General features: G+C 70.1%; 20 protein-coding genes. 8 read left to right on the top strand and 12 right to left on the bottom strand.

The genetic code is table 11. The features are described from left to right. Positions 1 to 2,675 precede the first annotated feature (2,675 nt). Positions 2,676 to 3,203, top strand: a complete 528-nt coding sequence (locus Asi02nite_RS03465) for a GNAT family N-acetyltransferase (RefSeq protein ID WP_239126435.1) — start codon at positions 2,676 to 2,678, stop codon at positions 3,201 to 3,203. Here Asi02nite_RS03465 and Asi02nite_RS03460 read toward each other — a convergent pair. Together Asi02nite_RS03460 and Asi02nite_RS03455 are read right to left on the bottom strand one after the other, a co-directional pair. Beyond that, a complete protein-coding gene (locus Asi02nite_RS03460) occupies positions 3,200 to 4,159 on the bottom strand; it encodes a D-alanine--D-alanine ligase family protein (protein WP_203710638.1) in 960 nt (319 codons plus the stop codon). The two genes, Asi02nite_RS03465 and Asi02nite_RS03460, sit on opposite strands and share 4 nt — an antisense overlap. Positions 4,160 to 4,167: 8 nt before the next feature. Beyond that, entirely contained in the window at positions 4,168 to 5,484 is a 1,317-nt protein-coding gene (locus Asi02nite_RS03455) for an aminotransferase-like domain-containing protein (RefSeq protein WP_203710637.1), read from the bottom strand. A 279-nt stretch (positions 5,485 to 5,763) separates the two neighbouring features. On the opposite strand from Asi02nite_RS03455, the gene Asi02nite_RS03450 reads away from it, so the two are divergent. After that, positions 5,764 to 6,420: a GNAT family N-acetyltransferase gene (locus tag Asi02nite_RS03450; protein ID WP_203710693.1), complete on the top strand. Its 657-nt coding sequence runs from the start codon at positions 5,764 to 5,766 to the stop codon at positions 6,418 to 6,420. Positions 6,421 to 6,725: 305 nt separating this feature from the next. Here Asi02nite_RS03450 and Asi02nite_RS03445 read toward each other — a convergent pair whose 3' ends face one another. From Asi02nite_RS03445 to murJ, 8 genes are all read right to left on the bottom strand, one after another. After that, positions 6,726 to 7,319 carry a GNAT family N-acetyltransferase gene (locus Asi02nite_RS03445; protein ID WP_203710636.1) on the bottom strand — a complete coding sequence of 198 codons (594 nt, stop codon included), beginning with the start codon at positions 7,317 to 7,319 and terminating at the stop codon, positions 6,726 to 6,728. Positions 7,320 to 7,343: 24 nt separating this feature from the next. Continuing rightward, positions 7,344 to 8,525 (bottom strand): N-acetylmuramoyl-L-alanine amidase, encoded by a 1,182-nt coding sequence (locus Asi02nite_RS03440; RefSeq protein ID WP_203710635.1) that lies wholly within the window; start codon positions 8,523 to 8,525, stop codon positions 7,344 to 7,346. A gap of 140 nt (positions 8,526 to 8,665) precedes the next feature. After that, positions 8,666 to 8,989: a thioredoxin gene (gene trxA, locus Asi02nite_RS03435; RefSeq protein ID WP_203702045.1), complete on the bottom strand. Its 324-nt coding sequence runs from the start codon at positions 8,987 to 8,989 to the stop codon at positions 8,666 to 8,668. Positions 8,990 to 9,087: 98 nt separating this feature from the next. Continuing rightward, positions 9,088 to 10,041 (bottom strand): thioredoxin-disulfide reductase, encoded by a 954-nt coding sequence (gene trxB, locus Asi02nite_RS03430; RefSeq protein ID WP_203710634.1) that lies wholly within the window; start codon positions 10,039 to 10,041, stop codon positions 9,088 to 9,090. A 120-nt stretch (positions 10,042 to 10,161) separates the two neighbouring features. Then, a complete protein-coding gene (locus Asi02nite_RS03425; protein WP_203710633.1) occupies positions 10,162 to 11,361 on the bottom strand; it encodes an RsmA family anti-sigma factor in 1,200 nt (399 codons plus the stop codon). Further along, a complete protein-coding gene (gene sigM, locus Asi02nite_RS03420; protein ID WP_203710632.1) occupies positions 11,358 to 12,065 on the bottom strand; it encodes an RNA polymerase sigma factor SigM in 708 nt (235 codons plus the stop codon). Before sigM ends, Asi02nite_RS03425 begins: the two co-directional genes overlap by 4 nt. Positions 12,066 to 12,115: 50 nt before the next feature. After that, on the bottom strand, positions 12,116 to 13,684 hold the full coding sequence (locus Asi02nite_RS03415) for a protein kinase family protein (protein WP_203710631.1): 1,569 nt from the start codon (positions 13,682 to 13,684) through the stop codon (positions 12,116 to 12,118). A gap of 270 nt (positions 13,685 to 13,954) precedes the next feature. Then, positions 13,955 to 15,682 carry a murein biosynthesis integral membrane protein MurJ gene (gene murJ, locus Asi02nite_RS03410; protein ID WP_203710630.1) on the bottom strand — a complete coding sequence of 576 codons (1,728 nt, stop codon included), beginning with the start codon at positions 15,680 to 15,682 and terminating at the stop codon, positions 13,955 to 13,957. A 100-nt stretch (positions 15,683 to 15,782) separates the two neighbouring features. Between murJ and Asi02nite_RS03405 the strand changes: the two genes are divergently transcribed. The 4 genes from Asi02nite_RS03405 (at position 15,783) to Asi02nite_RS03390 (ending at position 19,367) form a co-directional block, all read left to right on the top strand. Continuing rightward, positions 15,783 to 17,237 (top strand): CCA tRNA nucleotidyltransferase, encoded by a 1,455-nt coding sequence (locus tag Asi02nite_RS03405; protein ID WP_203710629.1) that lies wholly within the window; start codon positions 15,783 to 15,785, stop codon positions 17,235 to 17,237. Between the two features lie 33 nt (positions 17,238 to 17,270). Beyond that, complete coding sequence (locus Asi02nite_RS03400) at positions 17,271 to 17,831, top strand: hypothetical protein (protein ID WP_203710628.1); 561 nt, start codon at positions 17,271 to 17,273, stop codon at positions 17,829 to 17,831. Positions 17,832 to 17,864: 33 nt separating this feature from the next. Next, positions 17,865 to 18,350 (top strand): methylated-DNA--[protein]-cysteine S-methyltransferase, encoded by a 486-nt coding sequence (locus Asi02nite_RS03395; protein ID WP_203710627.1) that lies wholly within the window; start codon positions 17,865 to 17,867, stop codon positions 18,348 to 18,350. Between the two features lie 87 nt (positions 18,351 to 18,437). Further along, entirely contained in the window at positions 18,438 to 19,367 is a 930-nt protein-coding gene (locus tag Asi02nite_RS03390) for a hypothetical protein (RefSeq protein WP_203710626.1), read from the top strand. Between the two features lie 63 nt (positions 19,368 to 19,430). On the opposite strand, the gene Asi02nite_RS03385 is transcribed toward Asi02nite_RS03390, so the two are convergent. Next, positions 19,431 to 20,510 (bottom strand): inositol-3-phosphate synthase, encoded by a 1,080-nt coding sequence (locus tag Asi02nite_RS03385; protein WP_203710625.1) that lies wholly within the window; start codon positions 20,508 to 20,510, stop codon positions 19,431 to 19,433. Positions 20,511 to 20,529: 19 nt separating this feature from the next. Next, complete coding sequence (locus Asi02nite_RS03380; RefSeq protein WP_203710624.1) at positions 20,530 to 21,171, bottom strand: PadR family transcriptional regulator; 642 nt, start codon at positions 21,169 to 21,171, stop codon at positions 20,530 to 20,532. A 161-nt stretch (positions 21,172 to 21,332) separates the two neighbouring features. Between Asi02nite_RS03380 and Asi02nite_RS03375 the strand changes: the two genes are divergently transcribed. Then, positions 21,333 to 21,749, top strand: coding sequence for a DUF5318 domain-containing protein (locus tag Asi02nite_RS03375; RefSeq protein ID WP_203710623.1), 417 nt, complete (start codon positions 21,333 to 21,335; stop codon positions 21,747 to 21,749). Positions 21,750 to 21,934: 185 nt separating this feature from the next. Then, positions 21,935 to 24,691, top strand: a complete 2,757-nt coding sequence (locus Asi02nite_RS03370) for a transglycosylase domain-containing protein (RefSeq protein WP_203710622.1) — start codon at positions 21,935 to 21,937, stop codon at positions 24,689 to 24,691. The last annotated feature ends 191 nt before the right edge of the window (positions 24,692 to 24,882 follow it).

Genomic DNA, 24,882 nt, shown 5'->3' with positions numbered 1-24,882 from the left:
CTCGGGCGCGCACAGCCACGGGTCAGGGAGCCGACCGGCATTGTCGTTTCACGTGAAACATCGGTTCGGCGAAGGGATGTCTTCCTGCTCGCCTCCCGCAAGACGAGGTTCGCGCGCAACGCTCCGCAGGCCGAGCCGGCTCAGCCCGACGGGCGAAGCTGCGGCCGTATTCGAATGCCGCCCTCGACGAACGTCCGGTGCGGCAATCACTGGGTCGTCGCTCAGTCCGTCTCGCCGCCAAGTCAGGGCGCCTCGCAAGTCGAGCGAATCCAGCGCGCCGGGCCGCCGGCAAATCTGAGAGCCCGGTATCCCGGCCTTCGCCAAGTCCGGGTCAAGTGTGCCTGGAGCCGTGCGTCGGGCCTGTGCCGAGTCGGGGTCAAGCGCGAGTCTGAGGTCCGGCAATCCCGCGGCATCGCGACGTCGACGGACGCCCGGCACCTGGCTGCCCCCGCTCCATCTGCCACACCCAAATTGAGGGCGTAACTCGACACTACGAATTCGAATGCCAACCGACACGCGAGCCCGTCCTCTCCGCCGCGTACAGCCCAACGGGCCGCTGCGCCGGCCGTGGCTTCGGCCGGCCAATAGCCAAGCCCGTCTGTGCCGATCCGAAGCGCCAAGCGTCCTCCGCGCGGTCCGGCGCCTCTTTCGGCACCGGCCGAGCCCGCAAACCAGGGACTCCTCGCCGAGCTCGGGCCATAACCCTGGAAGCCTGGCCATCGCCAGGCGTCGGCTCCGGTCAAGACGCGACTCTTGCCCGTCGCCAGGGACTCGTCCGCAGCGCCCTGGACACGGCATCCCCCGGGATGCACGGCGCGCCCCTGCTGCCGAGGCCCTCCGCCAGGAGCCTCGGGACCCCGACGCGTTAGGCGCCCGGTGACAAGACTCGGCCCTCGCGAGCTCGGTCGTCACGAGCACCGGGCCCGGCGACAGACGCTGCGGAGACGGTGCCATTGCCGAGGTCGCGCAGCGACCCCTACCGGGTCGTAGCACATGGGCAGTTTGAACATCCGGCCTAGCCACCGGTCGGGAATCACTGTCAAGACGGCCCCGTCGACCACGGAAACGACCACGACAGCCGCCAGCGCAACATCCACGAGATTCGCCCCGGCACGGCACAGGCACGAACCAGACCCCCGTTCCGCCAGCGATGCATTCGCCGATGCGCTCAAGGATCAACCTCGCACGCGAGCATCGAGCGTCGGCCAATCTGGAGCCCCAAGGTAATCCCGAAGGTTCGGCATCCCGCCGCAGCCTTGCCGGCCTAACGGGTCATGACCGGACGAGACGAAGCGAAGCCCATCCCGGATCGATCCATCGCTCATCGATCGTCGCGGCCTAGGACTCGTCGTCGTGCCCACCGCGCCCCACACGTCGAACCGCGCCGGGACGAGCCGGACAGTGGCCCGTCGGGCACGACGCCTCGGCCGAGCGGAGACCGCGCTGCACCCTTCTAACGTGGTCGCCGCTCGAGCGCACGAGAAGGGCGGGATGGTGCTGCGGCGCGGCCCAGATGCGCCGTGCGCGCGTGCCGCTGGCAATGCGAGTGCTGCGCTTGGCGTACGCCGGCTTGGGCGAACAACGCCAGACCCGGTGGCGTGCAGTCGCTGCGCTTCCATCGCTCCTCGCTGGATCGCCGGGTCGCGCCGGCTCGTCGTGTTGTCCTGGGGGGTGTGGCGCCGACGGCGCTATGGGCGCCCTCGATTGGTCGCCGATCCATTTGCCTCCGGCCAATGCCAGCGTCGGAGAGGCCTCAACGTGGAGGCACACCGTGGGCGTCAGCCGAACTCGGTTTACCTTGTCGCGTCGATAGACGAAGCGCCTCCGCAGCCTCGCCTCCGCCGCCGCGGCTCGCCCGGCCCAGGGGGCGCCGACGCTAGGCTCGGTGGCCTCCACTGGTTCGGGGCCGCGGCCACGCGTCGCCGGCGCCACGCGACGACGGGCTAGCGCCGCAGCCGTGTCGGCTTCGCGCCCTCGCGCCCTCGCGCCGAGGCCGCAGCCCAAGTAGTGCTGACTGAGTCCGGCAAGCCGACGATGGGCGCCGGCCAGTAACTGTTCGAACGACGAGCGCGTCTGTTCCAAGACCCCGTCGGACAGTGCTGCGGTTAGGTCTCACCGGATCAGCGGGTCAAGCCGCTGATCCGGTTGTTCGTGTCGACCATGTGTGGCCAAGAGGAGGGAGGCAGCACATGCAGCGTGCACCCTGGCTCGAGCTTGTCGCCGCTCTCCACTTCGAAGCGCGCCCCAATGCATCGCGACATGGCAATCATTAGATGTCACGGCCTTTGCTGACCGGACAACCGCCCAGACCACCTGGTCGCCGCGGGCGGCGGGCACGTACGGAGCAGCACCGGGCTACCGCGCGCTGGAGATCGGACAGCACCCGCCCAAGCCCCCTGCCCGCGCGCGACCGCACACCGCCAGCGAACCCAGCAACCACGACGCCCCCGCATGGACGCGCCAAGAACTCACCACTCCCCGACGCTGCGGGACCGCAAAGCCGCCGGTGGACTCGTCGATGGGACAGCAGAACACGCCTGCGGTCGTAACAATGCCAGCCACACACCGTCCCACCCACCCGAGCAGCCGCGACCCACCAACGCCACCGGCGCACACCCAAACCCCGCCCGGCATTCTGGTTTCACGTGAAACGAGCACCCTTCAGAATCGGAAGAGTGTTGATCCGCCGGGCGCGACCAGACGACTTCCCCACCCTGCAGAACATCGAACGCGCCGCCGGCGAGATGTTCCGCGACATCGGCATGCCAGAAATCGCTGACGACGACCCGCCGGACCTCGCCGACCTAGCCCGACACCACCAGGCCAACACCGCCTGGGTCGCCGTCACCACAACCGACCACCCAGTCGCCTACCTCATCGCCGACCCGGTCGACGGCAACCTCCACCTCGAGCAGATCACCGTCCACCCCCACCACGCCCGCCAAGGCATCGGGCGGCAACTGATCGACCATGCGGCCGAAGCCGCAAGAGAGGCCAACCAACCAGCCCTCACCCTCACCACCTTCAGGGACGTCCCCTGGAACGCCCCCTACTACGAACGCTGCGGCTTCGAAACGCTGCAGGACCACGAGATCACTCCAGGCCTACGCGACATCCAGACGAGGGAGGCCGCACACGGCCTGGACCGCTGGCCCCGCGTCGCCATGCGGCGACAACTCGGCCAAGCGACGCAAGAAGACTAAGCCGCAGCCCGCCCCGCGGCCCGCGCCACCATCTCCGCCAGCACCTTCCCGAAGTCCAACCCCGCCGCCTGAATAGCCATCGGCATCAACGACGTCTCGGTCATCCCCGGCGCCACGTTGACCTCCAACACCTGCGGCGCCCCCGACTCGTCGACAATCAAATCGACCCGGGACAGGTCGCGCAGACCCAGAGCGTTGTGCGCCGCCACGGCCACCTCCGCGACAGCCGCGGCCACCGACGGCGACAGCCGCGCCGGCGTATGCCACGTCGTCAACCCAGCCGTATACCGCGCCGCATAGTCGTACACCCCATTCCGCGGCACGATCTCCACCGCCGGCAACGCTGAGGGCCCGGAGCCCAGGTCGATCACCGTGACCGCGATGTCCTTCCCGGTCACGTACCGCTCCACCAACGCAGTCGAGCCATAAGCGAAGCAACCCACCATCGCCGCCGGCAGCGCGTTCTCGTCACGAACCACCGCAGCCCCGAGCCCGGACCCACCCTGCGCAGGCTTGACCATCAACGGCAGACCCAACCGCGACGCGATCCGCTCCAGCACCGCCACCGCACCGAGCTCCGAGAACCGGTCATGCGGCAACGCCACCCAGTCCGGCGTAGGAATCCCGTGCTCCCGCAGCACCGCCTTCGCCGACGGCTTGTCCCACGCCAGCCGCGACGACCGCGCGTCACACCCCACGTACGGCACCCCGCACAGATCGAGCACACCCCGCAGCGACCCGTCCTCGCCGGTCGCACCATGCAGCGCGATCACGACCGCGTCCGGCGGGTCGGAGCGCAGCGCCGGCAGCAGCGACACGTCCGCGTCCCGCTGTTGCGCGTCGATCCCGGCGGTGCGGAGGGCGTCGATCACCCGCCGGCCGGACTTGAGCGACACATCCCGCTCGTAGGACAGGCCACCAGCCAGGACGAGAACCCGCAGATCGGTCGTACTCATGGGTCAGATCATGCCAAGTCGGGACCCGGAGTGTCGGCTCCGGCTTGCCCACGGCGGCGACTGGCGACCGCGCTGATCGCGCCGAACACCTGCCGCATCGCCAGGTCCTGCTCCATCACGCCGGCCAGCCGGCGCACACCCTCGCGGATCCGCTCGGGCGTCGGGAACGAGAAGTTGAGCCGCATGTTGCCGCCACCGGTGCCGTCGGCATAGAAACCGGTGCCGGGCACGTACGCCACCCGCGCCGCGATCGCCCGCGGCATCATCGCCTTCGAGTCGAGCCCCGGCGGCAACGTCGCCCAGACGAACAGGCCACCGTTCGGCCTGGTCCACGTGGTGCCCGGCGGCATCAGATCGGTCAGGGCTTCGAGCAGCGCGTCCCGCCGCTCCCGATAGACCTCGCGGTAGGTCTTTATCTGCTCCCGCCACGGCATCGTCGACAGGTAGGTCGTCACCGCCGCCTGGGCGTAAGCGCTCGGGCACAGGATCTGCGACTCCGACGCGATCACCAGCTTCTCCCGCACGGCGTGCGGCGCGAGAATCCACCCCACCCGCAGCCCGGGCGCGAACGTCTTCGAGAACGTCGAAAGGTAGAACACACCTTCACGCCGCCGGGCCCGCAGCGGCAACGGCGTCTCGCCGTCGAACGACAGCTGGCCGTACGGGTCGTCCTCCACCACCAGCAGGCCCGCCCGCGAGCAGATGTCGAGCACCTCGTCACGCCGCGCATCGCTCAACGTAACGCCGGCCGGGTTCTGGTAGTTCGGGATCGTGTAGAGGAACTTGGCCCGCCGCCCCGACCGCGCCACCTCCGCGATCGCGGCCTCCAGAGCGGCCGGAATCAGCCCGTCGGAGTCCATCGCGACGTGCACGACCTGTGCCTGCGCGGACTGGAACGCACCCAGCGCCCCGACATAGGTCGGCCCCTCGGCCAGCACCACGTCACCGGGGTCGAGGAACAGCCGCGACACGAGATCGAGGGCCTGCTGGCCCCCGACGGTGACAACCACATCGTCCGGCGAAGCGCCGGCGGCCGCGTCGATGCCGGAGAGCGCCATCACCTCGCAGATCCGCTCACGCAACTCGAGCGTGCCTTGGCCGATCCCGTACTGCAGCGTGCTCGTACCATGATCAGCAGCCAGGCTCCCGAGCATCTCGCCGACCGCGTCCAGCGGCAGAGCGGCGATGTAGGGAGCCCCACCAGCGAGCGAGACGACCTCCGGGCGGCTGGCGACGGCGAACAGAGCGCGGATCTCCGACGCGGTCATGCCGCGGACCCGCCGCGCGTAGCGGTCGGTATAGTCGTCAAGCGTCGTCCCGGTCATGCCCTACCTCGCCTTCGGACGCATCGCTGGTTGGTTGATGTTAGACCGCGACCCTGACCCCCACCTTCGGGTTACCGGAGGGCGGTCCATATCGCGGAACCCGGGGGTCCCCCGGCAGGTCACACCGCGAACGCGCGATGTCCGACCTCTCCCCTCCTGCGTCGTTCCGGCGTACGATCGCTGGTTGGGGGCAAGGCGGGCAAGGCGGGCGACAAACACGACCTCCACCGTGCTCCGATAACCGTGAACTGGCAAACGAGCGGTTTTCGAGGTTCTGTGATGTCTCGTCGTCTGGTGAGTTTGACCCTCGACACCCTGGAAGACCTGCCGCGCCCATGCCGGCAATGCGTCTACTGGGAACTCGACCCGGTCTCGGCCGAGCGCGCCTGCGCCGCCGGCGATCCGGGCCTGGAGAAGGAGGCCTGGGTCTCGCAGACCCTCCTCGAATGGGGCTCCTGCGGCAAGCTGATCTACGTCGACGGCATGCCGGCCGGCTTCGTCATGTTCGCGCCGCCGGCCTACGCCCCCCGCTCGATGGCCTTCCCGACCTCACCGGTCTCGGCCGACGCGGCCCTCCTGATGAACGCCCACGTGGTCACCGCCTTCGCCGGCGGCGGCCTAGGCCGCATGCTGGTCCAGGGCGTCGCCCGCGACCTGATCAAGCGAGGCGTCAAAGCGATAGAGGCCTTCGGCGACGCGAAGTTCGGCGACGCCCCCGAGGAGCCGGGTTGCCTGGCCCCGGTCGATTTCTTCCTCTCCGTCGGCTTCAAAACGGTTCGTCCACACCCGCGCTACCCGCGCCTCCGCCTGGAGCTGCGCACGGCCCTGAGCTGGAAGTCCGACGTCGAATACGCCCTCGAAAAGCTCCTGGGTTCGATGAGCCCGGAAAACATCCTCCGGCCCGTCCGCCCAGCCACCCGAGCCAGCAACAGCTAACGAAGCCAACCCAAGCCGAAGATCAAGATCCAGCAGCGGTCCCGGGTCCGCCGGGGGCACGACCGTCGCTCCCGCCGGACACCGCTCCGCTTCGCTCCGCTGCCAGGTCCGCGACACACAAACGATCATCAACGCCACCGGCCCACCCAGCGAAGAGCCACCGGCTAGCAGACCCGCTCGGGGCCTGGATCTGAACGCTGCGCTCGGCTGGTTCGAACCGCCGTTCTATCAAGGCCCCGACGCACAGAGCGCAGGGTCACCGCCTGCCGCAATCGATGCGGGCGTGAATAGGTATCGCGACTTCGCTAGTCGGACCGCCGGTCCGCGGCGATTAGGTGTTCTGGCCGGGATGGAGACGCCGCCGGGTCGGGGTGCCACTCCCGTTCGAGCACCCCGTAGACCTCCTGATCAGCCCACTCCCCGTCCAGCCGAAGGCTCTCCCGCAGCACCCCCTCCAGGCGCATGCCGAGCCGTTCGCAGACCCGCGCCGAAGCGACGTTGCGCCGATCCACCTGAGCCCACACCCGATGCAGCCCCAGCTCCCCGAAACCGAACCCGACCAGATAGTGGGCGGCCTCCGTCGCATAGCCCCGGCCGTGGTGGGCCGGGTGGAAAACCCAACCGATCTCGCCGGAGCGGTTCCGGAGCGATGCGACCTTCAGCCGGACCTCACCGATCACGCGGCCGTCTAGTTCGACAGCGAGCAGGACCCGGTCGCCGTCCCCCGCGATCCGGGTCGCCGACGTCCGTGCGGACACGAACGGACCGATCGTCGCCGCGGTGAAGGGCGACTCCTCCAGGTAGCGACACACGTCGGCCCGGCCGCGGTACGCCAACACATCGCTCTCGTCGCCGACGCGTAGTGGGCGCAGTATCAGCCGCTCGGTGATCAGACGCACCGACCGAACCCAGCCAAACGAAGATCAGGCCGATGCCGCCGCGGCGATTGCCGCTCGTAGCTCTCGCACGTCGATCGAGCCCGTCGGCACGTCCTGGTCGATCGGGTAGTACATCCGCTGCACCGCGGCCACCACCGCCTCGACCACCTGGTCGCGGAAGCGCGGGTCTACCAGCTTCGCCCGGTCGTCCGGCGAGGTCAGGTAACCGACCTCCACCCGTACCGCCGGCATTTTGGTCAGGCGCAGCAGTTCCCAGGTCTTCGCGTGGGTCTGGCAGTTGCGCAGGCCCGTCCGCACGACGATCTCGCGCTGCACCAGACCCGCCAGCCGCTCGCCCACCGTCGACGCCGCTCCGTGGTTGGTGCCGTAGTGGTAGGTCGCCACCCCGTCCGCCAGCGGGTTGGCGTGGCCGTCGATGTGCAGCGAGATGAACAGGTCGCCGCCCAGCTCGTTGGCGAGTTGCGCCCGATCCAGGTCGGTCAGCTCCGCGGTCGGCGCCGGCCCGCGGGTCAGGTGCACCCGCATCCCGGCGGCGGCGAGCCGGCCCTCGAGCCGGGCCGCCATGTCGTACGCGAGCTCCGACTCGGTCCACCGCAAAGCCCCGTCGGGGACGACCACGCCCAGGTCGGGACCACCGTGGCCCGGGTCGACGATCACCGTCTTGCCGACCAGGTTGGGGCCGGAGTGCCGGAACGCGTCGGACTCGCGCAGCCACTGCGGGCGCCCGCCGGTGACCTTGCGGCCGAGGCGGCGCAGCGCGTGCATGGTCTGCGGCCCGCAGGCCCCGTCGGGAGCGAGCCCGACCTCCCGCTGGAACTGCGCCACGGCCCGGGCGGTGCGCGCGCCGTAGACGCTGTCGGCGCGGCCGACGTCGTACCCCATCTCCAGCAGTCGTTCCTGCAGTGTCCGCACGTCCTCGCCGGTCAGCGGGTCGGGGATGGCCTGGTAGAGCGTGCGTGAGCCGAGCCGCCAGCGCGCCGCGACCAGCGCCCGCCAGGTCTCCGCGCCGACCGCGCCGTCGACGCTGAGGCCGCGGCTCTGCTGGAACGCCCGGATCGCCTGCTCGGTCGCCTCGTCGAAGTCGCTGGACTCGAACTCCGAACCCGGTGTGGCGGCGTGCGCGCCGGGCATCAACCCGAGGCCGACGACGATGCCACGGATCTCCGTGACCGCCGGCCCACGGTCGCCACGTCGGACAACTCGCACGGACTACCTCCTACGGGTGACGCAAGCGCGCTTCCGGAGCCTATCGTGGCCGCCTGGCCAGGGCCGGAAGGATCGGGAGAGCGACAACGACAACGCCCCCGCATCCGGTGGGAAGCGGGGGCGTCGCGGGAAAGCAGGGATCAGAACGCGGCCTCGATCAGCTTGACCAGGTCGCCCTTCGGGCGGGCGCCGGCCACGGACTGCACGGGCTCGCCACCCTTGAACACGGTCAGTGTCGGCACGGACATCACACGGTACGCGCGGGCCGTCTCCGGGTTCTCGTCGATGTTGAGCTTGACGATGCGAACCTTGTCGCCCATCTCGTTGGCGATCTCCTCGAGCAGTGGCTCGACCTTGCGGCAGGGCGCGCACCACTCGGCCCAGAAGTCGACGAGCACCGGCGTGTCCGCCTGCAGAACATCGTTGACGAAGTTGGCGTCCGTCACCGACTTGGTCGCTCCCACTTGAAAACCTCCTCTGGGCCAACGTTGGCTGAAACGAGTATGTAGTTTCCGGGAAGCCCCGGCGGCATGTCGTGTCCGGACTCACGCCCGGCAGAAGATCAGACCTCGAGGGCCGCGATGAACCGCTCGGCGTCGAGGGCCGCCGACGTGCCGGTGCCGGCGGCCGTGATCGCCTGCCGGTAGGTGTGGTCGACCAGGTCACCGGCCGCGAACACGCCCGGCAGGCTCGTGTGGGTGGTCGGCGCGCTCACCTTGACGTAGCCGTTCTCGTCCATGTCGACCTGGCCGCGGAACAGCTCGCTGCGCGGGTCGTGACCGATGGCCACGAACACGCCGGCGACCGCCAGCTCCTTGGCCTCGCCGTTGTGCGTGTTGTGCAGCTTCACGCCGGTGACCTTGCCGTCCTCGCCGAGGATATCGGTCACGATCGAGTTCCACTCGACCTTGATCTTCGGGTTGCTGAGCGCCCGCTGCGCCATGATCTTGCTCGCCCGGAACTCGTCCCGGCGGTGGATGATCGTCACGTTGGCGGCGAACCGGGTCAGGAACGTCGCCTCCTCCATGGCGGAGTCGCCGCCGCCGACGACCACGATGTCCTGGCCGCGGAAGAAGAAGCCGTCACAGGTGGCACAGGACGAGACGCCGTGGCCGAGGTATTCCTGCTCGCCCGGCACGTTGAGCGGCCGCCAAGCGGAACCGGTGGAGAGGATGACCGCCTTGGCGCGGTAGACGGTCTCACCGACGTAGACCGCCTGGGTCACGTCGGAGCCGAGCTGGCCGCTGTCGACGAGCTCGACGCGGGTCACGTCGTCGGTGAGGAACTCGGCACCGAACCGCTCGGCCTGCTTGCGCATCGCGTCCATCAGCTCGGGGCCGAGGATGCCGTCGGGGAACCCGGGGAAGTTTTCCACCTCCGTGGTGGTCATCAGCGCGCCACCTGACTGCACACCCTCGATCACGAGGGGGTTCAGGTTGGCCCGGGCGGCGTAGACCGCGGCCGTGTAACCGGCCGGACCGGAGCCGATGATGATCAGATTGCGGACCTCGTCCACTGCCGTCTCCCGAAGTTATGGCGTTCCTCGCACCTGGAAGAACGTCATGGTACGAGCCGAGGATTCCCGTGGGTGGACAACCTCACGCCGCGCGTCCGGTCTGTCCGGGGCTGTTGCCTATCACGCTACCCGGGACCGGAACAGCTCGTCTGTGCCGCCCGGTCCGCAATCGGGGCCGACGACCCAACCCCAGCGTCCCCCGGCGGAGTCGGTGAAGAACACCACAAGAGCGGGGCGGCCGTCGTACGCGGCGAAGTCGGCGACGTCCACCGTGATCGGCCCTTGGCCGTGCGCGCGTTGGATCGCGTCGACGCAGAGGTCGAGCGCCGCCGCGCCGCTGAGCCGCAGCAACTCGGGCGCGACCGCGGCACCGTCGGTGGCCATGTTCTGCCCCCCCTCCTCCGTGGCGAAGGGCGCGGCCGGCTTCGAGGACACCGACGACCGGCTGGCGGCGCCGGGGCCACCGGCGATGTCACCGGAGGTGTAGTCGCGCCCACTGGTCTGCCGCGGCACGGACCGCACATCGCCGCCCACCGCCGGCGCCTGGGCCGCGGTGTCGGCGGCGCCGGACTCGGCGTTGGTGAGGCCGGTGCCGACGGACTGGCTGATCCACACGCCGGCGAACGCGAGCATCGCGATCGCGACGACGGTGGGCGCGGCCCAGGTCAGCCACCGGTGCCGACGCCGACCCGCATCACCCGGTCGCGCGGGCGGCCGCCCGGCGGCCCCGCCCGGCCGCTGCCGAGGGGCCCGGTTGCCCCGAGCCGGCCCAGCAACGGTTTCCGCAGGGAATCGCGCAGAGGAACCCGACGCGTGGTCGGCCGCGGAGGCGGAAGCCCGCTCCGAAGCGGAGGCGGCGGCGGATGCTGAAGCAGCGTCCGAGTCGGAGGCCGCAACCGCCTCCGAGCCGTGGCCTGCGTCCGAAGCCGGATCCGAGGCGGAGGCCGAAGTGGAAGCCGCAGGGTCGGAGGCATGGTCAGCCGCAGAGACGGAAGCAACGTCCGAGGCGGAAGCGGAAGTCGCGGCCCAACCGGAGGCGTGGTCCGCCAAGGAGGCCGAAGCACGGTCCGAACCGGAGACCGCGCCCGGCAATGCGGCCAGCAGCCGCTCGGTCACATCGGCGGGCATCGGCTCCGCCGTCAGCTCTGCGAACACCGCCAGATCGTCCGCGGTCACCGCCAAGGCGGCGACCAGCAACCCGTGCTCCGCGGCCCAGTCAGGATCGGTGGCCACCAGCTCGGCGACCCGATCCGAGTCGGGCGTGCCCGTGAGCGCTCCGCCGACATAATCGGCCAGCAGGTCGTAGTCGACCTCGCTCATGACACCCCCTCCCCGCTGTTGTCGGCCACCCGGCCGCCCGACACTGATCGGACGTCACCGCCGGGCGGGCGGTTCCGTGCCGTGGGGGTCGGCACGCCGGCGGCGGTCGGCCCGGGTTTCAGGTGACCCAGCAGCATCGCCAGCCTGGCCCGGCCCCGGGAGCACCGGCTCTTGACCGTGCCCTCCGCGACGCCGAGCAGCACGGCAGCCTCGGCCACCGGATAGCCCTGCAGGTCCACCAGCACCAGCGCCGCCCGCTGGTCCTCCGGCAACCGGGCCAGTGCCTGCCGGACCACCAGCGCCGTGTCGTGGTCGGTGGCCGGCGCCGCGGGCTCGACGCCGCTCGGCCGGTCGGGGTCCGTGCTGCCGTCGGGCAGCGGCACGGTCGGGTGCGCCTGGCGCCGGCGGATCCGGTCCAGACAGGAGTTCACGACGATGCGGTGCAGCCAGGTGGTCACGGCCGAGTCACCGCGGAACCTGGGCGCCGCCCGATGGGCCGACAGCAGCGCGTCCTGCAGCGCGTCGGCCGCGTCCTCCCGGTCGCCCAGGGTGCGCAGCGCGACGGCCCAGAGCCGGTCGCGGTGACGGCGGAACAGCTCGGCGAACGCCTCGGGATCGCCGCCCACATGGGCGCGCAGCAGCGCCTCGTCGTCGGGGACGTCGAGGGGCTCGGGGTCGGCATGGTCGCGCCGGCCGGCGGTCACGGCTGCACCTTATCGTCGCGACGCCAAGCCGCGCGCTCCCCGGAAAGAAGCTAGCCGCGGGCCTGGACCGTGATCTCCTGGATCTCCAGCCGCATCTTGCCCTCCGAAGTGGTCGGCAGCTTGGTGAACCAGACCAGGAGGTACTGGTGCTTCTGGTCTTCCGGGAAGCCCTGGAAGGTCAGCGTGGTCGCCTCGTGGTTCTCGATCGGCTCGCCGATCCGGGTCTTGTAGTCGGTGACGATCTTCCGGTCGCCGGCCGCGGTGCTGCCGGTGTCGCCCTGGCCGCTGAACAGCTCGGCCGAGGCGCCGGTGCCCGACAGGTTGACCTGCACCGACCGGACGTCGATCGGCTCGGCGAACTTGATCAGCACGCCCATGCCGGACTTGTCGCCGAACGGCAGGTTCTTGTAGGTGTCGCTCTCCCAGGCGGTGTCGCGCTTGCCGTCGACCATCAGCGGCGCGTCGCCCAGCTCCCGGCGGTCACCTTCGGGGTCGACGATGCGCACCTGGTCGCGGGTGAGCGCGACAGGCTTCGGCGCGGCCGGCGCGGGAGTGTCGCCGCCCGGCTGCTCGGTGGTGGTCGCGGCGACGCCGGGGCCGGGGCCGGCCGTGTCCTCGGGGGTGCCCCGGTCGGCCAGCGCGTTGATGCCCAGCAACAGGCCGACGGTGGCGATGACGAGCAGGCTGGCCACGCCGATCACGAGCTTGCGCCGGGTGGCCAGGGGCTGCTCGGGCAGGCCCTCCTCGACCGCGGAGAAGCGCAGCGGACCGGCCTCGACCATGAACGGCTCGTCGGCGGCGACGTCGAGCCGGTCGAGTTCGGCCGCCAGCACGTCGGCCGACGGCAGCGCCAGCCGGTCGTCGATCAGGTCCATGGTCAGGTCGTCGAGGTACGCGGGCACGCCGGCCCGCACCATCCGTGGCGCCGCGATCGCGCCGGAGCCGTCGCGTACGGCGTCGGGCAGCGACGAGGGGCCGACCTCGGCGTGCGGCCAGTGCCCGGTCAGCGCGAAGTAGAGGATGCCGCCGATGGCCCGGACGTCGGTGTCGGGCGTGTCGCCGTCGGTCGCGCGGGCGTCGGCCAGCACGACCCGGCCGTCGTCGGCGACCATCACCGTGCCGGGGTGGACGTTGCCGTGCACCATGCCGGTGGCGTGCACGGCGGCCACCGCGCTGGCCACGGCGTGGGCGATGGAGGTGGCGCGCTCGGCGTCGAGCGGGCCGTCGACGACCAGCTCGCGGAGCGCCTCACCGGAGATCCACTCGCGTACGACGTAGGCGCGCGTGTCCTCGTCGATCGCGTCGTACACGCCCGCGAGGTTGGGGTGGATGACCCGGCTGGCCGTCACCGCGGCCTGCAGCATCTCCTGGGCGGAGTCGCCGCCCGGATAGCGCAGGACGACCGCGACCGGCCGTCGCAGCACCACGTCGACGCCCTGCCAGACCTGGCGGCCGGCGGCGTCGTCGTTGATGTGCTCGGCCAGCTCGTAGCGCTCAGCGAGCACCTCGCCGACACGCGGTGCACCGACGGTCAGCACGGGAGGTGTGGCCTCTTCGGCCTCCTGGCCCTCGCCGACCTGGGTCACCGGTCCTCCTTCGGTGCTATTTTCGCTCGCCATGCTGACTCGCTCGCCGTCTCGCAGTCACCCGGGCAGCGCGCTGCGCCCCGTGTGCAGGGCGGCGCCACCTCAATAGCGTAGGGGCTCGGCGCATCTGTCGGGAGCGACCTTACCTGGCACTGACCACACCTCCACAGGCCATCTTCACCCGTTACCGGGGATGGACACCGGGCCGTGAGCACCGTAAACGCCGTCAAATCAGCCTTTGCAGCGACATGATGAGAACCCGAAAAACGTACGATTTGTTATTCGGCGCGCCGCTCTGACCTGCTAGCGAGCAAGCCCCAGCCGCCGCCGGACCATGCCGACCACACTGGTCACCTCGGTGATCCGCAGTGCCATCGCGAGCGCCAGATAGGTCAGGCAGATGACCGCGCCGCCGACCACGAGCCGGGTGATGGCGATCAGCCGGTCCGCCGAGTCACCGTCGGGCAGCAGGAACAGCACCAGGTAGCCGACCAGCACCGAGCCGAGCGCGGCCACCAGCACCTTGCCGAAGGTCATCATGATCCGGCCGGCGCCGATCGGGCCGATCCGGCGGCGCAGCAGCATCGCGAAGACGATCGCCGCGGCCACGTAGGAGACCGCGTTGCCGAACATCAGCCCGGCCGCCACGGCCGACGTGGACAGGGCCAGGAAGAGCCCCACTTGTACGACCACCCGCAGTGCGACGACCGGGATGTTGACCAGCGCCGGCGTACGGGTGTCGGGCAGGGCGTAGAACGCGAACGTATAGAGCTGGCTGATCGCGAACGGCACCAGCGCGAGCGCACCCGTGACCAGCACGACGCTGGTGTCGGACGCGTTGTCCTCGGTGAACGCGCCGTAGCGGAAGAGCACGACCGAGATCGGCTGCGCGAGTACCGCGTAACAGACCGCGATCGGCGCCAGCACCGCGGTCACCGTGCGTGTTCCACGTGAAACGTCGTCCGCGAAGTCGTCGAACCGGCCCTCGGCGGCCGCCGCGCTCATCCGTGGCAGCAGCGCGGTGATGATCGAGACGGCGATGATCCCGTGGGCGGTCATCACCAGCAGGAAGACGTTGTTGTAGATCAGTGGACCGGGGTCGCCCGCGGCGCTCGCCGCGAGCGCCAGCTTGAAGACGACGATCAGGCCGAGCTGGCTGACCGCGACGTAGCAGAACATCCAGCCGCCGAGCCGGGCCAGCTCGCGCAGACCCAGCTCCCGCCACTGGCCGCGCCACCGGTAGTGGAAACCCACCTTGCGCAGCGCCGGGATGAGGCCGGCGACCTGGACGATGATCCCGAGCAGCGTGCCGCCGCCGACGAGCAGGATCATGCTGGCGCTCATGTCGCCCGAGACCAGCTCCTCGCGGGCCCCGTACAGCGCGATGAACAGCCCGAACGACGCGATCACGATGACGTTGTTGAGGATCGGGGTGAACATCGGGGCGGCGAAGTGACCGCGCACGTTGAGGATCGCGCTCATCAGCGCGGACAGCCCGCTGAAGAAGATCATCGGCAGCATCAGCAGCGCCAGCACGTTGATCAGGTTGCGGTCGTCGGCGGACGTGGAGCCGTCGACGTAGAGGAGGGTCAGCAGCGGCGCCGCGAGCAGCGCGAGGACGGTCGCGACGAACAGCGCGAGGACCACCAGGCTCAGCAGCCGCTGGGTGTAGAGCTCGCCGCGGTCCCGGTCGGTGTCGCGGCGGCGGACGAGCACCGGGATCAGCACGCTGGTCAGCACGCCGCCCATCAGGAACTCGAACACCATGCCGGGCAGGATCTGCGCGGTGGTGTACGCGTCGCCGACCGCGGCACCCAGCGCCGCCGTGATGACCAGGGTGCGTAGGAAGCCCGTGCCCCGGCTGACCAGGCTGCCGACAGCCATGATCGCGCTGTTGCCGGCGGCACTGCCACCGTCAGCGGACTCGATCGCCGGTGGGGCCGCCGGCGGCGGTATGTCGACCGGTTCGGCCCGGATGATGCCCTCGCCGCCGTGCGCCGAGTTCGCGCTCCGGTAAAGGCCGCTGCTCACGGGACCTCCAGACGAGGGAAACACGTACGCCCGACCCTAACCTTTGAAGTCCGCCCCGCGGAGCCGGCGGCCCCGTAGAGACAGATAGGCTGGCGGTCCCATGTCCGGAACATCCTCTCCCAGCCGCCTCACCCAGGCTCAGCGCACCGCCGTCGCGGAGTTGCTGCGGGTTTCGCCGGTCGCCGACGAGCTCGGCCGCCGGTTCGCCAAGGCAGGCCACGAGCTGCACCTGGTCGGCGGTTCGGTGCGTGACGCGCTGCTCGGCCGGCTCGGCGACGACCTCGACTTCGCGACCGACGCCCACCCCGACCAGACGCTCGCCCTGCTCAAGGGCTGGGCGGAGGCGACCTGGGAGACCGGCCGCGAGTTCGGCACGATCGGCGCCCAGCGCGACGGCCTGCGCCTCGAGATCACCACATTCCGGGCGGACGTGTACGACGGCGTCAGCCGCAACCCCACCGTCCAGTACGGCTCGTCGCTCGGCGAGGACCTCCGCCGCCGCGACTTCACCGTCAACGCGATGGCGGTCAGCCTCCCCGACCACGTCTTCACCGACGCCTACGGCGGCCTCGACGACCTGGCCAACCAGGTCATCCGCACGCCCGGGACGCCGGAGGAGTCGTTCGGCGACGACCCGCTGCGGATGCTCCGGGCCGCCCGGTTCGCGGCGCAGTTGCGGTTCGCGGTCGATCCGGGCGTACGCGCGGCGATGTCCGCGATGGCCGCCGACCTCGACCGGATCACCGCCGAGCGGATCCGCGACGAGTTCACCAAGCTGCTCAGCGGCGCCGACCCGGTCACCGGCCTGCGGCTGCTGGTCGACACCGGGCTCGCCGACCGGTTCATGCCGGAGCTGTCCGGGCTCAAGCTCGAGATCGACGAGCACGCGCAGCACAAGGACGTCTACGAGCACACGCTGATCGTGGTTGCCAACGCCGTACGCCTCGAAGGTCCCGACGGGCCCGACTTCCCGCTGCGGATGGCCGCGCTCATGCACGACATCGGCAAGCCGGCCACCAAGGCGGTCTCCCCCGACGGCCGGGTCAGCTTCCACCACCACGAGGTGGTCGGCGCGCGGATGACCAAGGCGCGGATGAAGGCCATGCGCTACCCCAAGGACGTCACCGCCGAGGTCGTCGAACTGGTCGCGCTGCACCTGCGGTTCTACGGGTACGGGCGGGGCGAGTGGACCGACTCCGCGGTGCGCCGCTACGTCACCGACGCCGGGCCGCTGCTGTCCCGCCTGCACAAACTGACCCGATCCGACGTGACCACCCGCAACCGGCGCAAGGCGGCCCAACTCGCCGCCGACTACGACGCGCTGGAGGAGCGGATCGCCCGGATCGCGGCCGAGGAGGACCTCGCCCGGGTCCGGCCCGACCTCGACGGCAACGCGATCATGGAGCTGCTCGGCGTGCCGCCGGGGCCGGTCGTCGGCCGGGCCTGGCGCTTCCTCAAGGACCAGCGGCTGGAGCACGGCCCGCTGGACCGCGACGAGGCCGAGGCGGCGCTGCTGCGCTGGGCGCGGGCGGAAGGCATCGTCGGCCCCGAATGACAGCGGGCGGCCGTGCTCGATACGGTCGCGGTCATGCAGCCGAACCCCGGCGCCACCGCCCGCTCGTACCGGGTGCCCATCGTGGTCCTGTCGGTCGTGCTGTTTCTCCTGGTCGGCGCGATCGTCGTGGTGCAGGCGGGACGGGCCGGCCGGCGCGCCGCCGACCCGTGCCCCGTCGGCGAGTGGGACGTGGTCAGCTACCGCGAGGCGGTGCGGGTTCGTGCGCTGCCGGACCCGGTGACCTTCGTCGGGGGCACGGGCACCGTGCTGACGCTGCGGGCCGACGGCGCGGGCGAGACCGACTACGGCGACCGCGTGACGTTCACGGCCGAGGCGCCGGACGGGCGGCCGATCCGGCTGGAGGCGGCCGGGCCGGTGTACTTCCGGTACACGCTGAGCGGTGCCGGTGACGCGGTCACCGTCAGCCCCGCCGGCAACGAGGCGACCAGCCAACTCTTCGTCGACGGCGTGGCGGTCGGGGCGCCGGCCAAGTTCGCCGACCCGGAGAGCCCGCGGACCTACCGGGTGGACTGCGCGGGCGACTCGCTGACCCAGGACGACGGCCGGCTGACGGTCGGATACCGCCGGCGCTGAGTTCTGTCGTACCCCCGAGGTTGAATAGGTGTCATGCGCTGGAGCGTCGTCGACTCGCCGATCGGTCCGCTGTCCCTCGCCGCCGACGAGGTGGGCGTGTGCGGCTTGCGGTTCGAAGCGGTCGAGGGTGTCGAGTTCGCGCCGCCCACCGGCGACCTGGCGGCGGCGGCCGAGCAGCTGTCGGCCTACTTCGCGGGTGACCTGACCGACTTCACGCTGCCGCTCTCGGTGCGCCGCGGCTCCGAGTTCGAGCGCGCGGTGTGGCACCGGATGACGACGATCCCGTTCGGTCGCACCGAGACCTACGGCGAGGTGGCGGCGGCGGTGGGCGACCCGGGCGCCGCCCGCGCCGTCGGGGTGGCCTGCAACCGCAACCCGATCGCGGTCATCGTGCCCTGCCACCGCATCGTCGGCGCCGGCGGCAAGCTGGTCGGCTTCGGCGGCGGCCTACCCCGCAAGAGCTTCCTGCTCGAGTTGGAGGCGCGGGTGGCCTTCCAGCGCGAGTGGGCCATTTCCTAATTCCGTCCGATCAGCCAATGCCGATCTCTGCGTTCTCCTTAGAAGATCTTGGGCGCTCCTCCCACCAACCAGACGGGGGCTACACCCATGTCCGAGGAAACCCAGAACAACATCGGCCGGCGGCGCCTCCTCCGCCGGGCGAGCACCGTCGCGGCGGGCGTCGTCGGCGCCGGTGCCGTGGGCGCCACGGTGAGTTCGCCGGCCCAGGCGGCGCCGGGCGACGCGCTGGTCGAGGGTGCCAACACCAAGATGACGCCGACCTCGTTCGTCGGTGACAGCGCCGACGCCCTGCTGACGCTGGAAAATGCCGGCGGCGCCGCGCTGCTGCTCGGGCCCAGCGGTGATCTCGGGGAGCAGATCGAGGCCGGGGTCAAGGTCCCCGTCGGGTCGATCAGCGTCAACGGTTGGGGTGATCTGCAGGTCATTCAATATCCCGGGCAGGTCGACTACCTCTACACGAGCCTCACGACCAGCCAGATGAACCCGATCAGCCCGCAGCGGCTGCTCGACACCCGCACGAGCGAAGGCCGGAAATACGTCATCAACCCGGGCGTCCTGGACTCCAGCGGTCGGATGAAACCCGACACGACGATCCACCTGCGGCTCGACTACTTCATCAGCGGGGCCTCGGCGATGCACGGCAACCTCACCGCGACGGGCGCGACCCGCAGTGGCTACCTGGTCGTCTTTCCCTACGGCACCCCGAAGCCGCCGACCTCGACGCTCAACTACCCGCCGAGCAGCACGCTGGGGAGCCTGGCCAACGCGTTCGTGGTCGGCCACGGCTGGAAGGGCGACTACCCGAACGGCGACGAGACCGACGCCATCTCGATCTACAACGCGGGTGGCCTGGCGCACGTGCTGCTCGACATCAACGCGTTCACCTACGCGGCCGGTTGGGCGGTCCTCGGCGAAGGGCTCGAGATCGGCTCCGACCCTGCCGCCCGCAAGGCCGGCGGCACCAAGCTGAAGGGTCGCGGGCCGGCTCCGCGCCCCGGCCAGCCGCGGCAGGGCTGAGCTGAAACGCCCGAGGGCGGGCACCCCGACCGGGTGCCCGCCCTCGTGGTTTTCCGCTTCGGGTCAGCGCTCGATGTCGCCGCGGATGAACGCCTCGACGGCGTTGTGCGCGTCGTGGTCGGCGTACTGCTCCGGCGGCGACTTCATGAAGTAGCTCGACGCCGACAGGATCGGGCCGCCGATGCCCCGGTCGAGGGCGATCTTCGCGGCGCGCAGCGCGTCGATGATGACGCCGGCCGAGTTGGGCGAGTCCCAGACCTCGAGCTTGAGCTCGGCGTTCAGCGGCGTGTCGCCGAACGAGCGGCCCTCGAGCCGGATGTAGGCCCACTTGCGGTCGTCGAGCCACGGCACGTGGTCCGACGGGCCGATGTGCACGTCGCTCTTGACCATCTCGTGCGGCACCTGGGACGTCACCGACTGGGTCTTCGAGATCTTCTTCGAGACCAGGCGGGTGCGCTCCAGCATGTTCATGAAGTCCATGTTGCCGCCGAAGTTGAGCTGGTAGGTGCGCAGCAGCTCGACACCGCGGTCCTCGAACAGCTTGGCCAGCGCGCGGTGCACGATGGTCGCACCGACCTGGCTCTTGATGTCGTCACCGACGATCGGCAGGCCGGCGTCGGTGAACTTCTGCGCCCACTCCGGGTCGGAGGCGATGAAGACGGGCAGGGCGTTGACGAACGCGCAACCGGCGTCGATGGCGGCCTGCGCGTAGAACTTGTCGGCCTGCTCGGAACCGACCGGCAGGTAGGCAACGACCACGTCGACGCGGGCGTCCCGGAGTGCCTGGGCGACGTCGACAGCCGGCGCGTCCGACTCTTCGATGATCTCCCGGTAGTACTGCCCGAGGCCGTCGAACGTCGGACCGCGCTGGACGAGGACGCCGGTCGGCGGCACGTCGCAGAGCTTGATCGTGTTGTTTTCGCTGGCGACGATCGCCTCCGCGAGGTCCATGCCGACCTTCTTGGCGTCCACGTCGAACGCCGCGACGAACTCCACGTCGGAGACGTGGTAGTCGCCGAAGGTGACGTGCATGAGACCCGGGACGCGGTCGTTGGGGTCGGCGTCGCGGTAATACTCCACACCCTGGACCAGGGACGAGGCGCAGTTACCCACACCGACGATGGCGACGCGAACGGAACCCATCGCGTTTGCCTCCTTCTTATTACGGCCGCTCGTCCTGGACGTGCGGGCTGGTTTCTCCTGTGCCGTCGCGGGTGGTCTCACCCTGCGACGCCTCCCGACCTTCCTGGGAGGGCTGCCGGCCGGAGCGCTCGTTGACGATGAGCTCCTCCAGCCAGCGCACCTCGCGCTCGCAGGCGTCCAAACCATGACGCTGGAGCTCGAGGGTGTACGCGTCGAGACGCTCGCCCGCCCGGGCGAGCACGTCACGCATGCTTTCGCGGCGCTCCTCGACCTTGCGGCGGCGGCCTTCGAGGATCCGGAGGCGGGTCGCCTGGTCGGTGCGTGCGAAGAAGGCGAAGTGGATGCCGAAGCCGGCGTCGTCGTAGGTCTCCGGACCGGCCTGGGCGATCAGGTCGGCGAACCGTTCCTTGCCCTCAGCGGTGATCTTGTAGACGACCCGGCCGCGCTTGCTGGTCAGCGCGGGCACCTCGGGGGTGGTCGGCGGGGTCTCGCCGGCCTCGGTGATGTAGCCGGCGGACTGGAGCCGGCGCAGCGTCGGATAGAGCGTGCCGTAGCTGATCGCGGCGCGGATCGACCCGAGCTTCGCGGCGAGCTCCTTGCGCAGCTCGTACCCGTGCATCGGCGACTCGTGGAGGAGGCCGAGGATCGCGAACTCGAGCAACGCCAGCCTCCCTCGTTAACGTCGATGTATCGGCTCGATACATCGCTTACCCCACGGTAGAGCACCCAAACGATCGCGCGCAATGCTCCGATTCGCGCCCGGGGAATCACGCTCCGTAGCGGTTGTCGCTCATGTCGCTTCGACCGCGTACCCTCTTCCGCATGCGCACGCAGCGCCAGGTCGTCGACTACTCGCTCCAGAAGCGAGCGGTCCTGCGTGACGTCTATTCGGGCCGCGTCGGGACCTACGAGGTCTGCGACGCCTCGCCCTACCTGAAAAGCGCCGCTCGCTTCCACGGCGAGCCCACCGACGAGCGCTGTCCGATCTGCCGGCGCGAAAACCTCACGCACGTCCACTACATTTACGGCGATGAACTCAAGCAGTCAGCGGGACAGGCGCGCGCATTGGCCGAATTGCCGGTGCTCGCGATGACTCTGCGTGAGTTCCAGGTCTACGTAGTGGAGGTCTGCGCGGGCTGCTCCTGGAACCACCTCGTGGAGCAGTTCCTGCTCGGGCGCGACGGCTTGGCGGCAGCGGAGGCGCAGACGAGCGCGCGAAGGCGAGAGGCTCAACGGTGACCACGATTCGCTCCTCGTACGCCGAATCTTCGGCCGATGGGCGAATCGTTAACCGGATAAGTCCGGTTTTTTCAGATATGTCGGTGGCGGACCGACTCAACCGGACGACCGCACGACGTGGTCCAACTCACGGCAACCCGGTGGCAGCGCTGACGTGCGCCACCGCGACCGGCAGGGTGTGACGAATGAACCCGTACGACGACTCCAGTTCTGCGCGCGGCCACGCCCGCCCCACGGGCCACAGTGGTAACAGCGGACGCGGGTCCGGCGACGACCAGTGGCAGGGCGGCGACGGCCTCGGCGGCTACGGCGGTGCCGCGCCGGCCCGGGGCGCTGCCTCGGGTGGGCGCGCCTCGGTGCCGCGGGCGTCGGCCTCGGTGCCGTCCTCGCCCGCCGGCGGCTCGGCGTCCGTCCCGCCGTCGTCGGCCGGCCGGGCGACCGTCGGTCGCGCCTCGGCCTCGGTTCCGGGTTCGTCGTCCGGAGGTCGGGCCTCGGTCGGCAGCGCGTCGGTCGGCTCCGCCTCCGTCGGCAGCGCCTCCGTGGGCAGCGCCGCTGTCGGCGGCGCGTCGGCCGGGCGGGCGCGGGTCGGCCGCGCCTCGGTCGGCGGTCCCGGCGGTCCTGGTGGTCCCGGTGGTTTTGACGGCACGGGTCCGGGTGGCCCGGGCGGTCCCGGCGGGCCGGGTGCTCGCGGCGGCGCGGGCGGCAAGCGGCCCAAGCGCACGCTGAGCCGCCGCCGCAAGATGATCAACTGGGCCATCGCGGGCTTCGCGGTCGTCGTTATGCTGGCCGGCGCCGGCCTGGTGGGCGGCACGTACTACACGACCAACGTCATCGTGCCTGACAAGATCAACTTGCCGCTGGCGAGCACGATCTACGCCGCGGACGGCAAGACCCAGATCGCCAAGCTGGGTGAGGTCAACCGCACGTTCGTCTCGATCAAGCAGATCCCGGACTACGTGCAGAAGGCGGTGGCCTCGGCCGAGGACCGCAAGTTCTACGAGCACGACGGCGTCGACTACGTCGGCATCGCGCGCGCCGCGTGGAACAACTTCACCGGCGGTGAGCGCCAGGGCGCCTCGACGATCACGCAGCAGTACGCGCGGAACGCGATCGAGGGCCTCGACGACGCGACCTATGCCCGCAAGGTGAAGGAAGCGGTCATGGCGTCGAAGCTCAACGACGAGTACGGCAAAGACCAGATCATGGAGATGTACCTCAACACGATCTACTTCGGTCGGGGTGCGTACGGGATCGAGGCGGCGTCGCAGACCTACTTCGGCAAGACGGTCAGCAAGCTCTCCGTCGCCGAGGGCGCGGTGCTCGCCGCGGTCATCAAGCAGCCGCAGCCGGCGTCGACCCACAAGGGCTTCGACCCGGGCTACAACATGCCGGACGCCAAGGAGCGGTGGACCTACGTCATCAACGGCATGGTCGAGAAGACGTGGCTGCCCGCCGACCAGAAGCCGACCGAGTACCCGGAGAAGTCGCTCAAGCCGCTGCCCAAGGACAACACCTGCTTCACCGACTGCGGCGTGAACACCCCGCTGGGCAACGTGATCAACTACGTCCGCGACGAGATGATCAACATGAACATCCCGGGCTGCGAGCCGGAGACGTGCGCGCGCCTGATCAAGGATGGTGGCTTCAAGATCAAGACCACCATCAACATCAACATGCAGCGCGACCTCGAGGCCGCGATCTGGCGCAAGAAGAAGGGCTCCGAACTCGAGGGCCAGCCGAAGAACATCATGGCGGCGGGCGTCGCGGTCGACCCGACCAACGGCCGGGTGCTCGCCTACTTCGGTGGTGACAACGGCACGGGTCACGACTACGCCGGCAAGAACGTCGAGGGCGGCGCGCTCACCGGTGGCCACGCCCCGGGTTCGTCGTTCAAGATCTACACGCTGGCCGCGGCGCTCGACTCGAACATCTCGCTGGACTCCCGGTGGGACGCGACCGACTACGACGTGCCGGGCACGAAGATCAAGGTCATCAACGCGGGCCGGAAGCCGGCGTGTGCGAAGAGCTGCACGCTGCGCCAGTCGACGGTTCAGTCGTACAACGTGCCCTTCTACCACATCGCCGACAAGATCGGCGCGGACAAGGTCATCGACATGGCCCGCCGCGCCGGCGTCACGACGATGTGGACCAACAACCCGGTCAAGCCGTACGACCTGAACAACAAGAACACCAAGATCGGCCAGAGCGACCCGTTCTACTACGTGGTCGGTTACGGCGCCTACCCGATCACGGTGCTCGACCACGCCAACGGCCTGGCGACGCTCGCGAACCGCGGCCTCTACAACAAGGCCCACTTCGTGGTCTCGGTCGAGCAGAAGAACCCGGCGGGCGAGTGGAAGAAGGTCGGCGGCGAGCAGCTCAAGCCGCGCCAGACCATCAAGCCGGAGGTCGCCGACGACGTCAACGACGTCCTGCAGGAGATCTCGGGCGGCCTGAACGGCGGCCGCAAGGCGACCGGTAAGACGGGCACCTGGGAGCTCAACGAGAAGAGCTCCGACAACGCGCACGCCTGGATGCTCGGCGCCACGCCGCAACTGGCCACCGCCATCTGGGTCGGCAACGTCGGCAAGGAACAGGCCCTCCGAGACGACGACGGCAACAAGATCCAGGGCGCCAGCCTGCCGAAGGACATCTGGAAGCGCTTCATGAACGAGGCCCTGAAGGGTGCCAAGGTCGAGAAGTTCCCGCCGGGCACGCACATCGGCGACCCGGACGCGGGCAACGGCGTCAAGCAGCAGGAGACGCCGCTCTGCTTCCCGGGCGAACAGTGCAACACGCCGGGCGGCTTCCCGGGCAACGCCGGCGGCGACGGCAACGGCGGCAATGGCAACGGAAACGGCAACGGGAACGGACCGGGCCGCGACAACAACGGCCAGACAAACCAGAACCCGTTCACAGTCATACCGCCACCAGGCGGTTGACCTTGGGGCTCGGCTTCCGCCGAGCCCGCAAGGCCTCGGGGCTCAGCTCGGCTTGAGCCCCGAGGCTCGGCGCGAGCCGCGGGGCGGACTTGCGCTCGGCGCGGTCTGGTCCCTGGGGCTCGGGTTCAGCCCGGACCACCTCGATCCGAGGCCGGGCGGCCGGCCCGGTCTTCGGACGAGCCTGGTCTTAG

This window comes from Asanoa siamensis, assembly GCF_016862555.1.
GTDB lineage: Bacteria > Actinomycetota > Actinomycetes > Mycobacteriales > Micromonosporaceae > Asanoa > Asanoa siamensis.
Note: the sequence above shows the minus strand (reverse complement) of the source record. Positions and strands in the feature narration are given on the sequence as shown.

What these genes read in the sequence shown, in the direction of transcription:
- Asi02nite_RS03460 (WP_203710638.1), bottom strand. Translation starts at nt 4,159, where the DNA reads ATGAGTACGACCGATCTGCGGGTTCTCGTCCTGGCTGGTGGCCTGTCC.
- Asi02nite_RS03455 (WP_203710637.1), bottom strand. Translation starts at nt 5,484, where the DNA reads ATGACCGGGACGACGCTTGACGACTATACCGACCGCTACGCGCGGCGG.
- Asi02nite_RS03450 (WP_203710693.1), top strand. Translation starts at nt 5,764, where the DNA reads ATGTCTCGTCGTCTGGTGAGTTTGACCCTCGACACCCTGGAAGACCTG.
- Asi02nite_RS03425 (WP_203710633.1), bottom strand. Translation starts at nt 11,361, where the DNA reads ATGAGCGAGGTCGACTACGACCTGCTGGCCGATTATGTCGGCGGAGCG.
- Asi02nite_RS03415 (WP_203710631.1), bottom strand. Translation starts at nt 13,684, where the DNA reads ATGGCGAGCGAAAATAGCACCGAAGGAGGACCGGTGACCCAGGTCGGC.
- Asi02nite_RS03405 (WP_203710629.1), top strand. Translation starts at nt 15,783, where the DNA reads ATGTCCGGAACATCCTCTCCCAGCCGCCTCACCCAGGCTCAGCGCACC.
- Asi02nite_RS03400 (WP_203710628.1), top strand. Translation starts at nt 17,271, where the DNA reads ATGCAGCCGAACCCCGGCGCCACCGCCCGCTCGTACCGGGTGCCCATC.
- Asi02nite_RS03395 (WP_203710627.1), top strand. Translation starts at nt 17,865, where the DNA reads ATGCGCTGGAGCGTCGTCGACTCGCCGATCGGTCCGCTGTCCCTCGCC.
- Asi02nite_RS03390 (WP_203710626.1), top strand. Translation starts at nt 18,438, where the DNA reads ATGTCCGAGGAAACCCAGAACAACATCGGCCGGCGGCGCCTCCTCCGC.
- Asi02nite_RS03385 (WP_203710625.1), bottom strand. Translation starts at nt 20,510, where the DNA reads ATGGGTTCCGTTCGCGTCGCCATCGTCGGTGTGGGTAACTGCGCCTCG.
- Asi02nite_RS03375 (WP_203710623.1), top strand. Translation starts at nt 21,333, where the DNA reads ATGCGCACGCAGCGCCAGGTCGTCGACTACTCGCTCCAGAAGCGAGCG.
- Asi02nite_RS03370 (WP_203710622.1), top strand. Translation starts at nt 21,935, where the DNA reads ATGAACCCGTACGACGACTCCAGTTCTGCGCGCGGCCACGCCCGCCCC.